The organism is Rhodopseudomonas infernalis (assembly GCF_022271405.1).
GTDB classification, from domain to species: Bacteria; Pseudomonadota; Alphaproteobacteria; order Rhizobiales; family Xanthobacteraceae; genus Rhodopseudomonas; species Rhodopseudomonas infernalis.
In genome coordinates, this window is sequence record NZ_JAJNAL010000027.1 from 38,184 (window position 1) to 51,565 (window position 13,382).

The 13,382-nt window shown below is 65.6% G+C and carries 12 protein-coding genes; 4 read left to right on the forward strand and 8 right to left on the reverse strand.

What is annotated here, in order from left to right:
• Positions 1–183: 183 nt before the first annotated feature.
• Positions 184–933, reverse strand: coding sequence for a sulfate transporter family protein (locus LPW26_RS17520; RefSeq protein ID WP_238736770.1), 750 nt, complete (start codon positions 931–933; stop codon positions 184–186).
• 252 nt (positions 934–1,185) lie between these two features.
• Positions 1,186–3,000, reverse strand: a complete 1,815-nt coding sequence (gene aceK / locus LPW26_RS17525; RefSeq protein ID WP_238736830.1) for a bifunctional isocitrate dehydrogenase kinase/phosphatase — start codon at positions 2,998–3,000, stop codon at positions 1,186–1,188.
• A gap of 157 nt (positions 3,001–3,157) precedes the next feature.
• On the opposite strand from aceK, the gene LPW26_RS17530 reads away from it, so the two are divergent.
• From LPW26_RS17530 to LPW26_RS17540, 3 genes are read left to right on the forward strand one after another with little or no spacing between them, the layout of a single operon-like run.
• Positions 3,158–4,330, forward strand: a complete 1,173-nt coding sequence (locus LPW26_RS17530; RefSeq protein WP_238736772.1) for a DNA cytosine methyltransferase — start codon at positions 3,158–3,160, stop codon at positions 4,328–4,330.
• Positions 4,327–4,752: a very short patch repair endonuclease gene (locus tag LPW26_RS17535; RefSeq protein ID WP_238736773.1), complete on the forward strand. Its 426-nt coding sequence runs from the start codon at positions 4,327–4,329 to the stop codon at positions 4,750–4,752. Before LPW26_RS17530 ends, LPW26_RS17535 begins: the two co-directional genes overlap by 4 nt.
• On the forward strand, positions 4,749–5,546 hold the full coding sequence (locus tag LPW26_RS17540) for a hypothetical protein (protein WP_238736775.1): 798 nt from the start codon (positions 4,749–4,751) through the stop codon (positions 5,544–5,546). Before LPW26_RS17535 ends, LPW26_RS17540 begins: the two co-directional genes overlap by 4 nt.
• A 7-nt stretch (positions 5,547–5,553) precedes the next feature.
• Here the strand turns inward: LPW26_RS17540 and lepA are convergent, their stop codons facing one another.
• Positions 5,554–7,365 carry a translation elongation factor 4 gene (gene lepA, locus LPW26_RS17545; protein WP_238736779.1) on the reverse strand — a complete coding sequence of 604 codons (1,812 nt, stop codon included), beginning with the start codon at positions 7,363–7,365 and terminating at the stop codon, positions 5,554–5,556.
• Between the two features lie 143 nt (positions 7,366–7,508).
• On the opposite strand from lepA, the gene LPW26_RS17550 reads away from it, so the two are divergent.
• Positions 7,509–9,044 carry a glycosyltransferase family 39 protein gene (locus LPW26_RS17550; RefSeq protein WP_238736780.1) on the forward strand — a complete coding sequence of 512 codons (1,536 nt, stop codon included), beginning with the start codon at positions 7,509–7,511 and terminating at the stop codon, positions 9,042–9,044.
• A 123-nt stretch (positions 9,045–9,167) separates the two neighbouring features.
• On the opposite strand, the gene LPW26_RS17555 is transcribed toward LPW26_RS17550, so the two are convergent.
• From LPW26_RS17555 to LPW26_RS17575, 5 genes are all read right to left on the reverse strand, one after another.
• Entirely contained in the window at positions 9,168–9,494 is a 327-nt protein-coding gene (locus tag LPW26_RS17555) for an HPr family phosphocarrier protein (RefSeq protein WP_238736781.1), read from the reverse strand.
• Positions 9,491–9,892: a PTS sugar transporter subunit IIA gene (locus LPW26_RS17560; protein ID WP_011439367.1), complete on the reverse strand. Its 402-nt coding sequence runs from the start codon at positions 9,890–9,892 to the stop codon at positions 9,491–9,493. Before LPW26_RS17560 ends, LPW26_RS17555 begins: the two co-directional genes overlap by 4 nt.
• A gap of 132 nt (positions 9,893–10,024) precedes the next feature.
• The gene (locus LPW26_RS17565; RefSeq protein WP_238736782.1) at positions 10,025–10,546 is read right to left on the reverse strand and encodes an HPr kinase/phosphorylase; all 522 of its coding nucleotides are present in this window, start codon (positions 10,544–10,546) and stop codon (positions 10,025–10,027) included.
• Positions 10,543–12,264 (reverse strand): sensor histidine kinase, encoded by a 1,722-nt coding sequence (locus LPW26_RS17570; RefSeq protein WP_319942184.1) that lies wholly within the window; start codon positions 12,262–12,264, stop codon positions 10,543–10,545. Before LPW26_RS17570 ends, LPW26_RS17565 begins: the two co-directional genes overlap by 4 nt.
• Before the next feature lie 227 nt (positions 12,265–12,491).
• A complete protein-coding gene (locus LPW26_RS17575; protein ID WP_238736783.1) occupies positions 12,492–13,193 on the reverse strand; it encodes a response regulator transcription factor in 702 nt (233 codons plus the stop codon).
• Positions 13,194–13,382 lie beyond the last annotated feature (189 nt).

Below are 13,382 nucleotides of genomic sequence, written 5' to 3' on the forward strand. Positions count from 1 at the left end.
CGTCGCTTCGGCGGGGCGCGCGACAAGTAAGCGCCTCGGTGCCGTTTCCTGAAGCGTCAGGCGCGGAGCGCGCCTGTGAAGGGCTGCTACGAAGAGGATGGATTGCCGGGTCAAGCCCGGCAATGACGGATGAGTGTGCGGGCAGGGCGCGAATCCGTCCCGAGCGGTGTTCTTTGTAGCTTGCTAGCCCGTCGTCACACGCCGCCGATCATCCGGTGCGATGAGTTCGGGGCGGGAGCCGGACAGGCGCTTGTGCAGATGCACCATGAAGGCCATGCCGAACAGCGGCGTCGCCAGATTGACGATCGGGATCGACACGAAGGCGGCGATGATCAGGCCGCCGATGAACACCGTGGTGCCGTGCTCGCGGCGCATCGCCTTGGCCTCGGCGGCGGGGCGGAAGCGCATCGCGGCGAGTTCGAAATATTCGCGGCCGAGCAGCCAGCCTGTGGCGACGAAGAACACGATCACGCCCGCGCCGGCGAACAGCAGGAATGGCAGCGCGACCAGATACACCAGGATGGTGAGCAGCGCCGTCTTGATGGTTTCGATCGCCGCGATGCCGACCGGTAGCGCCACGCCGGGCTCCTCGTTCGGATAGTATTGGCGCTCGACATGCTCGGCGGCCTCGTCGACGAAGATGCCGGCGACCAAGGAGGTCACCGCCGGCATCAGGAACACCGCGCCGACCACGATGCCGAGCCCGGCCGCGATCGACACCACCCAGGACAGGATATGCAGCGGCGTCTGAAAGCCGCCGAGCGCGGTCTCGGCCCACAGCTCGCTGGAGGTCGCCAGCCAGCTCAGCAGCCGCTGCAGCCCGATCGCCGCCACGGCGATCAGCGCCAGCGCAAACCCGATCGAGCGCCACAGAATGGAGCGCATCGGCGGCGACAAAATCTGGGTCAGCGCCTTGATGGCGGCATCGAGCATGGGGAGTCCTCGTCCGGAAATCAGCCTCGAACAGGTAGAGGGGGCGATCGGGTTCGGCAAGGGCGAGAGGGTTCGTTTGGTCCGATGGCACTTCCTCTCCCCGTCATGCCCGGCCTTGTGCCGGGCATCCACGCCTTGCGGGGCCAACGGCAGTGAAGGCGTGGATGGCCGGGACAAGCCCGGCCATGACGGAGGCTGTGCGGGAGGTGAGGATGGTTTCGAGCGCTGACGTCAGCGACGACACGACCGCATCTACGCCCGCAGCCGCCGTGCCGCGGGGTAGTTCATCACCCGAGGCACCTTGCCGGCGCGAAGGGCCTGCTGCATGCCTTGCCAGTACTCGGCCTGCAGCAGTTCCGGATGCGCGTCGCGGAAGACGCGGCGCAACGACGGGTCGTCGATGCGCAGGCCCTCGAGCATGTCTGAAGGACGGAACACGACGCCGTCCTCGAACTCGACGCGGGGCTCGTCAGGGCTGCGGACCTTGACGTCGGTCAGCGGCTCGACCGCGTCGTAGTCGAACAGATACACCTTGCGGATGCGGCTGACGCCGTAGTTGCGGCCGTCGAGATCCTTGTTGAAAATGTCGGCGGCTGCGTTGTTCTTGATGCAGTCGCCGAGATTGATCACCGCGGCGCGGGCATCGACTTGCCTCGCGGTCGACAGATACAGCGGCAGCGGCGTCAGCTTGATCTGCACGATCAGATGCCGGAACACCAGCGCGCCGCGCTCCATCGTCACCGTGCCGATGCCGGCCTCGAGCAGCTCGTCGAGCAGGTCGGGCGCGAACATCGTGCGGTCGAGCTTGACGTTGGAATAGATGATGTTGTCGAGCATCGAGCCGGCGCGGTCGATCTCGTGCACCAGATTGTATTTGCGCAGCACCGCGTCGAGACCGTCGAAGTAGTCGAACTTGTAGTCGTCGGTCGGGTGGTCGCGGATGATCTTCAGCACATAGGCCGAGGACGGCATGGTGAAGGCGATCGCCACCGTACCCTTGAAGCCCGGCGCGGTGGCGAGGCGCTCCTTGGTCCTATGATGCTCGGCGAGGATCTCGGTCATCACCGCGACCTTGCCGAGATGATGGAAGCCGATGCAGGAATATTGCGTGCCGAGCGGACGCTTCGGCATCAGCTCATAGAGCAGCCGCGCCAGCTCGTGATAATGCGGGTTGGTGGCGTGGTAGTTGGCCAGCGTCGATGAGAACGCGAATTGCAGCTCGTCGGCGTCGGTGAGCACGGCGTCGACCACGAGGCCGCCGTCCTCGTTGAGCAGCGCGATCAGCAGCGGGATGCTGCGCATCGGCCTGTCGGCCTGGTCGCGAAGTTTGACACGGCCGATCAGGCAGGCGCCGCGATTGCGGAAGAAGCCGGACTGGGCAATCTCAATCCGTGCAGGTTCGCCGTCGCGCGGGCCGAGCGGCTCCAGCGCAGCCTGAAGGGCGGCGGCCGCCAGCGCTGCGTCGCCATCCAGATCCCGCCACGGCGCATCCAGACCGGCGCCCGCGAGGATGTCGCGGATCACCGCCGGCCGGATCGGCAACGTCGTCACGGTGGCGGACAGGATGGCTGCGGACGACGCCGGCGGACGGGCCGCCGGGCCGGAATCGTAGGACACCGGCCGCCACTCGTCGCCCACCAGCTTGCGGCGCAGCGAATGCCAGAACGCGAAGGCGAAGTCGGCCTCGTAGCGGCCGGCGATCGCCGCCAGCAGCTCGGCCTCGGCGCGGGCCCACAGCTGCTCGTCCTTGACGAGCTCCGGCAGCCCGGCCTTCAGCGGCGGGACCAGCTGGTCGATGCAGGTGGTGTAGAGCCCGATGCGGACCTTCGACAGCCGCACCGTCAGGGCCCAGTCGCGGGCCTCGAACGCTGCCTTGGCGAGCGCCGGAATTTTCCGCGACACCGCGTAGTAATGATCGAACGCTTCGAGCACCAGCCGCGCCAGAATGCGCGCCTGATCGTCCGGATCGTCGCCGCGCACCAGCGCGTCGAGCAGATCGGCATCCGGCTCGGCGATGCGAGTGGCAAGGTCGATCTCGGGAGAGAGCGGGTGCGTGCTGGCGATCATCGCCGGATGATGCGCCGGATCGGCAGGCGGCAGTGTGATCTGTCGCAAATAGATATCGTCCGTCCGGAACCGATGGCACGAGCACGAGCTCGCATCGGGCAATAAATTCGGTCTTGCCAAATACGAACAATTCGGGAACATTGGCGGCGAGGGCATGATGAAAATTGCAGGACTTTTCGCTGGAATCGGAGGGCTCGAGCTCGGTCTTCATCGGGCTGGGCACGAGACAGTGATCCTGTCCGAGATCTGGCAACCGGCCGGTGCAGTGCTGGAGCATCGCTTCAAGGGCTTACCGAACGTCGGTGATGTCGCGACGTTGACGTCGCTGCCCTCCGAAGTCGAGCTGATGACGGCCGGCTTTCCCTGCCAGGATCTCAGCCAGGCCGGCAAGACCGCCGGGATCAAGGGCGGCAAGTCGGGGCTGGTGACGCATGTTTTCCGGCTGATCGATCGCAGTCGGCCGAAATGGGTACTGCTGGAAAACGTCTCGTTCATGCTCCGCCTCGACGGCGGTAGTGCAATGACCCGGCTGGTCTCCGAATTCGAAAGTCGCGGATATCGCTGGGCCTATCGCGTCGTGAACTCGCTGAGCTTCCTGCCACACCGGCGCGCCCGCGTGTTCTTTCTCGCAAGCATCGAGGGCGATCCGGCCGATGTTCTGCTGGTCGACGATGCGGTGCCTGACCAGCTTCAGACCAATCTCCAAAGCCACGCGCACGGGTTCTATTGGACCGAGGGCACGCGCGGCCTGGGATGGGCGCCCGACTGCGTGCCGACGCTCAAGAACGGCTCCACGGTGGGGATTCCATCGCCCCCGGCGATCCTGATGCCCAACGGTGAGATTGTGACGCCGGATATCCGCGACGCCGAGCGGCTTCAGGGACTTCCCGCCGATTGGACCAAACCGGCCGAGAAGGTCGCCCGGGCTTCGTTTCGATGGTCGCTGGTCGGCAACGCCGTCAGCAAGCCGATCGCGGCTTGGATTGGACAACGGTTGAACGCGCCCGGAACATACGACCGATTGCGCGACGGCGGCCGCGTCGTCAGCGGCAACTGGCCCAAAGCGGCGCGGTCCGACGGCAAACTCTGCTGTGAAGTCGCGATCTCCGAATTTCCGAAATGGGCGAAGCGACCGAACCTTCAGGACTTCCTGCGCTACGAGCCGAAACTCTTGTCGGCCCGCGCCACGGCCGGGTTTTTGTCTCGGATCGAGAAAAGCAGCTTGCGGTTCGTGCCGGGCTTCAAGGATAGGGTGCGATCTCATCTCGATCATATCCGAGCCATTGACGCCTTCGTCCAGGAAGGCCGCACACTGCTTGCCGCCGAATGAGTTCGACCGCCTGCGAGACGCCGGTCGACCCCATGCGGTCGGCCTTGATGCGGCGGGTTCGGCAAAAGGGTACGCAGGCGGAGGACGACGTCGCCGACGTGCTGCGTGAACTGGGCTTGCGCTTCCGACGAAACGTGCGGACGCTCCCCGGCTCACCCGATTTTGCCAACAAGACCCACCATTGGGCGATATTCGTCAACGGCTGCTTCTGGCATCGTCACCAGGGATGCCGTCGGACGACGACGCCGACCCGCAATCGGGAGTTCTGGCTGGCCAAGTTCGCCGCGAACGTCAAGCGTGACGGGGTCAAGGCGCGCTTGCTGCGTACGATGGGGTTCAGGGTGGTGACGATCTGGGAATGCGAAACACGGGACCTCGGGAAGGTCCGGAAGCGGCTGAAGCCGATCGTAGACTCTCGATGAAGACTCGTATCCGACCACCCATTTCCGAAGACATCGACAGTATCGCGACCGAGCTTCGTTACGCTGGTGATCGCGAGATGATCGCATCCGTCAACGAAAAGGTCACCGAGTTCGTCAAGAATCTCGATATTCCTCCAGAGTACCGAAGCTACATCGAATTCGGACGCGCCGTGAAGCACCGCTTCGCGCATCGGCTCTCCACGTGCCTCGCACAAAAGATCGCCGAAGGATTGAGGCCGAGATTTCGCGGCATTCTACCCGACGAAACCGGAGCCAAGCACGAGTCGCGGTCGGCCTCGGCGAGCGGAATGAAGAAGCTCGATGTCAACTACTCGAATGCGCAAATCGGACTGGGGCTCGGCGTCTCGGTCAAGACGTTGAATTTCCGTGACGAAGGAACGGGCCGGTTCACCAAGAACGTGAAGCGTCTCGACGGAGAGCTGAGGGCGGAAGCGCAAGACTATCACCAGAGACAACCGTACGCAGTGCTTGCTGCCTTGGTATTCATGCCGGGAGAAGCCGCGCGCGACAGCCAGAGCAGGTCGAGCCTACGCCACGCTTGGGAGGTGTTCGAGCGCCGTACGGGGCGACGGTCGACCAACGACGATCCGAGTAGATTCGAACGCATGTGGCTTTGCGTGTATGAAACAACCCCGGAGGCGTTCGGCAGCTGTCGGTGTTTCAATGTCGAGAACGAATTTCCGAGTACAGGTATTCCCGACGTTGCTACGACCCTGTCGAATGTCCTTCTGGAGATCGAAGCGGAATTCAACGCGCGCAATAAATCGCGTTGACGCCCCCTCAGCTATCCACCTTCAGCGCCGCAATAAACGCCTCCTGCGGAATATCCACCTTGCCGAACTGGCGCATCTTTTTCTTGCCCTCCTTCTGCTTCTCCAGAAGTTTGCGCTTTCGGGTGATGTCGCCGCCGTAGCATTTGGCGGTGACGTCCTTGCGCAGGGCGCGGACGGTTTCGCGGGCGATGACCTTGCCGCCGATCGCCGCCTGGATCGGGATCTGGAACATGTGCGGCGGGATCAGCTCTTTCATCTTTTCGACCATGGCGCGGCCGCGGCCTTCGGCGCGGGTGCGGTGCACCAGCATCGACAGCGCGTCGACCGGCTCGGCGTTGACGAGGATCTGCATCTTGACCAGATCGGCCGGCTTGTAGTCGGTGAGATGATAGTCGAACGAGGCGTAGCCCTTCGACACGCTCTTGAGGCGGTCGTAGAAGTCGAACACCACTTCGTTGAGCGGCAGTTCGTACTTCACCATCGCGCGGGCGCCGACGTAGGTCAGCTCTTTCTGATTGCCGCGGCGGTCCTGGCACAGCTTCAGCACCGAGCCCAGATACTCGTCGGGCGTCAGGATCGTCGCCTCGATCCACGGCTCGTCGATCTGGGCGATCTTGACCACGTCCGGCATGTCGACCGGATTGTGGATCTCGATCTCGGAGCCGTCGGTGAGCTTCATGTGATAGATGACGCTCGGCGCGGTCGCGATCAGATTGAGATCGAACTCGCGGCTGAGCCGCTCCTGAATGATCTCCAGATGCAGCAATCCTAGGAAGCCGCAGCGGAAGCCGAAGCCTAGGGCGGCCGAGGTCTCCATCTCGAACGAGAAGCTCGCATCGTTGAGGCGCAGCTTGCCCATCGCGGCGCGCAGCGTTTCGAAATCGTCGGCGTCGACCGGGAACAGGCCGCAGAACACCACCGGGATCGCCGGCTTGAAGCCCGGCAGCATGTCGGTGATCGGCTTCTTGTCGTCCGTGATGGTATCACCGACGCGGGTGTCGGCGACTTCCTTGATGCCGGCGGTGATGAAGCCGATCTCGCCGGGGCCGAGTTCGTCGACCGTGGTCATCTTCGGCGTGAAGTAGCCGACGCGTTCCAGATCATAGGCCGCATTGGTGCCCATCATCCGGATGCGCTGGCCCTTCCGCATCACGCCGTCGACGATCCGCACCAGCACCACGACGCCGAGATAGACGTCGTACCAGCTATCCACCAGCAGCGCCTTGAGCTGGGCGTCGCGGTCGCCCTTCGGCGGCGGCAGGCGGGTGACGATGGCTTCCAGCACATCGGGCACGCCGATGCCCGTCTTTGCCGAGATCATCACCGCGTCGGAGGCGTCGAGCCCGATCACGTCCTCGATCTGCTGCTTGACCTTGTCGGGCTCGGCGGCCGGCAGATCGACCTTGTTGAGCACCGGCACGATCTCGTGGCCGGCGTCGAGCGCGTGATAGACGTTGGCGAGCGTCTGCGCCTCGACGCCCTGCGAGGCGTCGACCACCAGCAGCGAGCCCTCGCAGGCGGCCAGCGACCGCGACACCTCGTAGGCGAAGTCGACGTGGCCGGGGGTGTCCATCAGGTTGAAGATGTAGGCCTTCCCGTCCTTGGCGCGGTAGTTCAGGCGCACGGTCTGCGCCTTGATGGTGATGCCGCGCTCGCGCTCGATGTCCATCGAATCGAGCACCTGCTCCTTGCCGGCCATTTCACGGTCGGACATGCCGCCGGTGATCTGGATCAGGCGGTCGGCGAGCGTCGACTTGCCATGGTCGATATGGGCGACGATGGAGAAGTTGCGGATGTTGTCGAGGGGAGCGGTGGCCATGGTCGCGAGATAGCACCCGGACTCCGGCCCGGCAAGGCGAACGGAAGGCGCAACCGCCCGAAAAACCGCCGCTTTTGGCGCGCTTGACGGGAGCCGGCGAACCCGGTGATGTCCGCCGCCCATGCCTCGAGCCCAGGGTTCGGATGACTTCGCTTGCCACCTCCCGCGCCCCGTCGCTGATCGATCGCTGGATCGAGGCGCTGCTCGATCCGCAGCGGCAGGAGCGCTCCGTCGCGCTGTCGCTGGCCGTGTATACGGCGATCTGGACCGCCTACCGGATGATCGCCACCTGGCCGCGCGATGTCCATGCCGACGTCTCCGAGCTGTATGGCTGGTCGCGGCATCTGGCGTTCGGCTATGACAAGCACCCGCCGTTCTCGGCGCTGGTCACCCGCGCCTGGTTCAGCGTGGTGCCGGTGTCCGACGTCACGTTCCATCTCTTGGCAACCGTCAACATCGCGCTGACGCTGTACATCGCCTGGCGGACGATGCGGCGCTATCTCGCCCCCGAGAAGGCGCTGTTCGGGCTGGCGCTGCTCACCTTCGTGCCGTTCTTCAATTTCATCGCGCTGAAATACAACGCCAATGCGGTGCTGCTGCCGCTGTGGGCGCTGACGATCTACGGCTTCCTGCGGGCGTTCGAGGCGCGCGGCTGGCTGTGGCCGGCGCTGGCCGGGCTGTTCGCCGGCGCCTCGATGCTGGGCAAATACTGGTCGATCGTGCTGGTCGGCGCGCTCGGGCTCGGCGCGCTGCTGGATCCGCGGCGGGGGCGGTTCTTTGCCTCACCGGCGCCGTGGCTGATGATCCTGGTCGGCGGTCTGGTGCTGGCGCCGCATCTCGCCTGGCTGGTGGCGCACCGGTTTCCGTCGTTCGCCTATGCGGCCGCGCATGAATCCGATGGCTTCGTCCATAACCTGCGCGACACGCTCGGCTATCTGGCCGGCTGCGTCGGCTATGCGGGGCTGGCGCTGATCGTCTGGGCGGCGCTGCTGCGGCCATCGCGGGCGGCGCTGGCCGACAGCGCCTGGCCGGCCGATCCGCAACGCCGGCTGATCGTCACCATCCAGCTGCTGATGCTGGCGGCGCCGGCGCCGGTGGCGCTCGCCACCGGGGTGCGCATCGTGCCGCTGTGGACGATGCCGGCCTTCACGCTGCTGCCGATCGTGCTGCTGTCGTCGCCGCTGATCGCGGTCGGCCGCGACGCGCTGCGCAGCGTGCTGATCGGCGCGGCCGCGCTGGCGCTGGCAATTCTCGCCGCGGCGCCGGGCGTGGCGGTGGTGATCCACACCACGAGCCCGCCGGAGCCGTTCGAATACGCCTCGCTGCTCGCCGACGACATCGCCAAGCAGTGGGGACGCCACAGCAGCCAGCCGATCGGCCTGGCGGCGGGCGAGACCGTGCTGGCCGCGAACACGGCGTATTATCTGCGCACCGATACGCGGGCGTTCGAGACCTCGGACATCGCGGCGCTGAAGGCAGAGATCACGACACGCGGCGGCGCGCTGGTGTGTTCGGCGGCCGATCAGCCGTGCCTGGCGATCGCCGAGCAGATCGTGGCGGGACAGAACCAGATCCTGCGCAGCAAGGTGTGGCTCAGCCGGCCGCTGTTCGGCATCGCCGGCGGCACCGTGCAGGACGTGTTCTTTCTGGTGCTGCCGGAGGCGGGCGCAGGGAAGTAAGCGGCGACCTCACCGACGTTCCGTCATGGCCGGGCTCGTCCCGGCCATCCACGCCTTTAGCTGCGGATCGGCCGTGAAGGCTGGATGCCCGCGACAAGCGCAGGCATGACGAGAGTGAGGAGATTATTCTTCTTCGCCGAACTTGCTGGCCATCAGTTCGGCCAGCGCGTCGACCGCCTGCTGGGCCTGCGGGCCGGTGGCCGAGACGGTGACGCTGGTGCCGATGCCGGCCGCCAGCATCATCAGCCCCATGATCGAGGTGCCGCCGACGGTCTCGCCGTTGCGCGTCACCGTGACGTCGGCGTCGAACTTTTCGGCCATCTGGACGAATTTGGCCGAGGCCCGGGCGTGCAGGCCGCGCTTGTTGGTGACGGGGATATCGCGGGATACTCGTCCGGCGGGCGTGCCCGCCTGTGCGTCTGGCGCGGTCTGGGGCACGTCTGCGGTCATTTGCCGGCCAACACCCGGCTGGCGATGGTGACGTATTTGCGGCCGGCCTCCTGGGCCAGCGCGATGGCATCGGGCAGGGCGCGTTCCTCACGGACCTTGGCGAGCTTCACCAGCATGGGCAAGTTGATCCCTGCCAGAACCTCGACCTTGGGCCGGCTCATGCAGGAGATCGCGAGGTTCGAGGGCGTGCCGCCGAACATGTCGGTCAGGATCGCCACACCGTCCCCACTGTCGACACGATTCACCGCCTCGATGATGTCGCTGCGACACAGGTCAGCATCATCCTCGGCGCCGATCGTGACGGCTTCGATTTGCTTTTGCGGCCCCATCACGTGTTCCAGCGCTGCCTTAAACTCGTCGGCAAGGCGCCCGTGGGTCACAAGTACCAGACCAATCATCGGAAACTCCTCGCGGGCGCTTCTTGGGTGCACCGCGCGAACGGGTCACTTTGACCATCCAGAGCCCCTATGCAAGGGGATCTTTTGCGATTCACCCTCCGAGAAGGGACAAATCAGGAACCAAGGACCGGTCTACTCAGTGACGATAGTGTGGCTCATATGGTTACCAAAATCCTTGCAACAATCGTCCAACTGTGTCGCAGGGGCGACGGCCTCGGTCGTCAGTGCCGCCACCACCAGAGGTAACGGATCGTAACCGGTGCCGACCGGCAGCCGCCACAACCGGACGCCGTTCAGGTCGATCTGCAGCGCCGCTGCCTCGGGTAACCGCGCCGCATCGTCTGCCGCGAGATCGACCACCAGGCCGACCGCAGCTTCCGCCACGAAGCCGCAGCGGCGGATGCCGAGGCCGCGGATTTCGATCAGGCCGGCGAGCTCCGGGACCGGGCGGACCCACAGCCGGCCCTCGCGCGGTTCCATGACGACCCGGTCGTCGGCGATCAGTTCCGCCGGCGGGATCTGGCCGCTGCGGCCTGCGACGATCAGCCCGAAGGCGAGACGGGATTTGCCGGAGCCGCTGGGGCCGCGGATCAGTACGGCGCGCGCCCCCACCCGCACGGCGGAGGCGTGGTGGCTGGGCGCCGCCGCGCTCATGTCGAGGGCAGCCGGACCACGAAGCGCGCCCCCGCGACGGTCGGCTCGCCGTCGGCGTCACGGGGACCCGGGCGGTTCTCGGCGCGGATCTTGCCGCCATGGGCCTCGACGATCTGCCTGGAAATCGACAGGCCGAGACCGGAATTCTGGCCGAACCCCTGATGCGGCCGGTCGGTGTAGAAGCGCTCGAAGATCTTGTCGAAGGCATCGTCGCGAATGCCGGGGCCTTCATCGTCGACCACGATCTCGATCTCGGTCTTGCGGCGGCGGCAGACGATCTGGACCTTGCCGCCCTCGCGCGAGAACGACTGCGCGTTGGACAGCAGATTCGAGATCACCTGGCCGAGCCGCGAATCGTGCCCAGGTACCGAGAAGGTGTCGCTGGGCGGCCCCTCGAAGCGCACCTCGACCAGCGCGTTGGTCCCGAGCCGGGTTTCGTTGGCAACCAGCGTCAGCGTCGTCAGCAGCCGGCGCAGGTCGACCGGGGCGGCGTCCTGGCGCTGCAATTCGGCATCGAGCCGGCTGGCGTCGGAGATGTCCGAAATCAGCCGGTCGAGCCGTTTGACGTCGTGCTCGATCACCGCCAGCAGCCGGCCGCGGCTCTTCTCGTTCTTGGCGAGCGGCAGTGTCTCGACCGCGGAGCGCAGCGAGGTCAGCGGGTTCTTCAGCTCGTGCGAGACGTCGGCCGCGAACGCCTCGATCGCCTCGATGCGGTTGTAGAGCGAATCGGTCATCTCGCGCAGCGCGCCGGACAGATGCCCGATCTCGTCGCGCCGCGTGGTGAAGTCGGGAATCTCGACGCGGGCGCGGATGCGGCGGCGGACGCGCTCGGCGGCGTCGGCAAGCCGGCGCACCGGGCCGGCGATGGTCGAGGCCAGCAGCACCGACAGCACGAACATCACCACCGCGGCGACGCCGAAGATCTTCAGGATCGCCAGCCGCTCGGCAGTGACCATCTGGTCGATGTCGTCGCCCTGGGTCGACAGCATCAGGGCGCCGTGGATGGCGCGGAAGCGCTGCACCGGCACCGCGACCGAGACGATGATTTCGCCGCGGTCGTTGATCCGCACCATCGAATTCTTCTGGCCCTTCAGCGAGTCGGCGACTTCCTGATAGCCGTTGCCGTTCTCGGGGCCGAGTTCGCGATACAGCGGCAGGTCGCCGCGATTGAGCCAGGTGCGGATCGCGATCATCGCCCGCTCGACGATGCCGGGCTTCTCGATCGCCGGCGGCGGCAGTTCGAACCGCATCACGTCGCCGCGGCCGTACAGGCTGCGGCTGTCGAGGATCAGCACGCCATCGCGGTCATAGATGCGGGCGCGGGTTTTGGTCGGCGAGATCAGCCGCCGCAGCACCGGCGCGACGCGCTCGGGATTGATCGGAAAATCCAGCACCGCGTACTCGTCCGGCGGCCCGTAGGTCTCGCCGGGCTTGAGATCGAGCAGGCGGTCCGGATCGATCGTGATGGTGTTGGTCTCGACCGTGGCGGAGGCGGCGATCGCGCCGGCGATGATTTCGGCCTGCACCAAGAGGCTCTGCGCCCGGGCGTCGATCAGGCCGGCGCGGAATTGCGAGAGGTAGAGAATGCTGGTGGAGAGCGCGAGCAGCCCGGCGAGATTCAGCGACAGGATCCGCCGCGTCAGGCTGGAGAAGCTCAGCGTGAAGAACAGCTGCCCGGCGCGCCGCACCCAGGCGAGCGGCCGGCGCCACGGCGCCAACGCCGCAACTTCGCCGGGCTCGGGGCCATCGTCCCCGGCTCGGTGGTCTTGATCAGGCGCGGTGCGATCCAGCAATGGCCAAGCCTGCCCGGATGTTGGCGATCAGCGTTTTCGTCGGCGCACGAGCTGTTCCGAAACCGCTCTCGATTTTCGGACCCGTGCGCCAGCATATCGCAATGCGGCGGCGCCGTGCAGGCCCGCGGCCTGCCCGGACGTCGATGTGGCGATCAGGTTTCCTTGAAGCGATAACCGACGCCGTACAGCGTCTCGATCATTTCGAAGTCGTCGTCGACCATCTTGAACTTCTTGCGCAGCCGCTTGATGTGGCTGTCGATGGTGCGGTCGTCGACATAGACCTGATCGTCATAGGCGGCGTCCATCAGGGCGTTGCGGCTTTTCACCACGCCGGGCCGGGTCGCGAGCGCCTGCAGGATCAGGAATTCGGTAACGGTCAGCGTCACCGGCTCGTTCTTCCAGGTGCAGGTGTGACGCTCGGGGTCCATCCGCAGCAGGCCGCGGTCGAGCGCCTTGGCGTCGTTCTCTTTCGGCGTTGCGGCCGGATCCTTCGGCGCCGAGCGCCGCAGCACCGCCTTGACGCGCTCGACCAGCAGGCGCTGCGAGAACGGTTTGCGGATGAAATCGTCGGCGCCCATCTTGAGGCCGAACAGCTCGTCGATCTCCTCATCCTTGGAGGTCAGGAAGATCACCGGCAGATCCGACTTCTGCCGCAGCCGCCGAAGCGTTTCCATGCCGTCCATCCGCGGCATCTTGATATCGAGGATGGCAAGATCCGGGGGCGAGGTGCGAAAGCCATCGAGGGCCGACGCGCCATCCGTGTAGGTCATGATCCGGTAGCCTTCGGCTTCCAGAGCGATCGAAACGGATGTGAGAATGTTGCGGTCGTCGTCGACCAAGGCGATTGTCGGCATGAAGCTCTTTCCGAAAGGCGTGGCTAGACCGCGAAGCGATTCGGCGATCTCGGGTTGGCGGTTGCCCAAAAAGCACAGTCAACGAGCAATGCAAGCTGGGCTGAAATGTGGCCGGTTCCCAAAACCCGCGAGCGGGAGGCGTGCGGGGATTGATATAGGCCCGTTTTCTGGGCATCAACACCCCTCCGG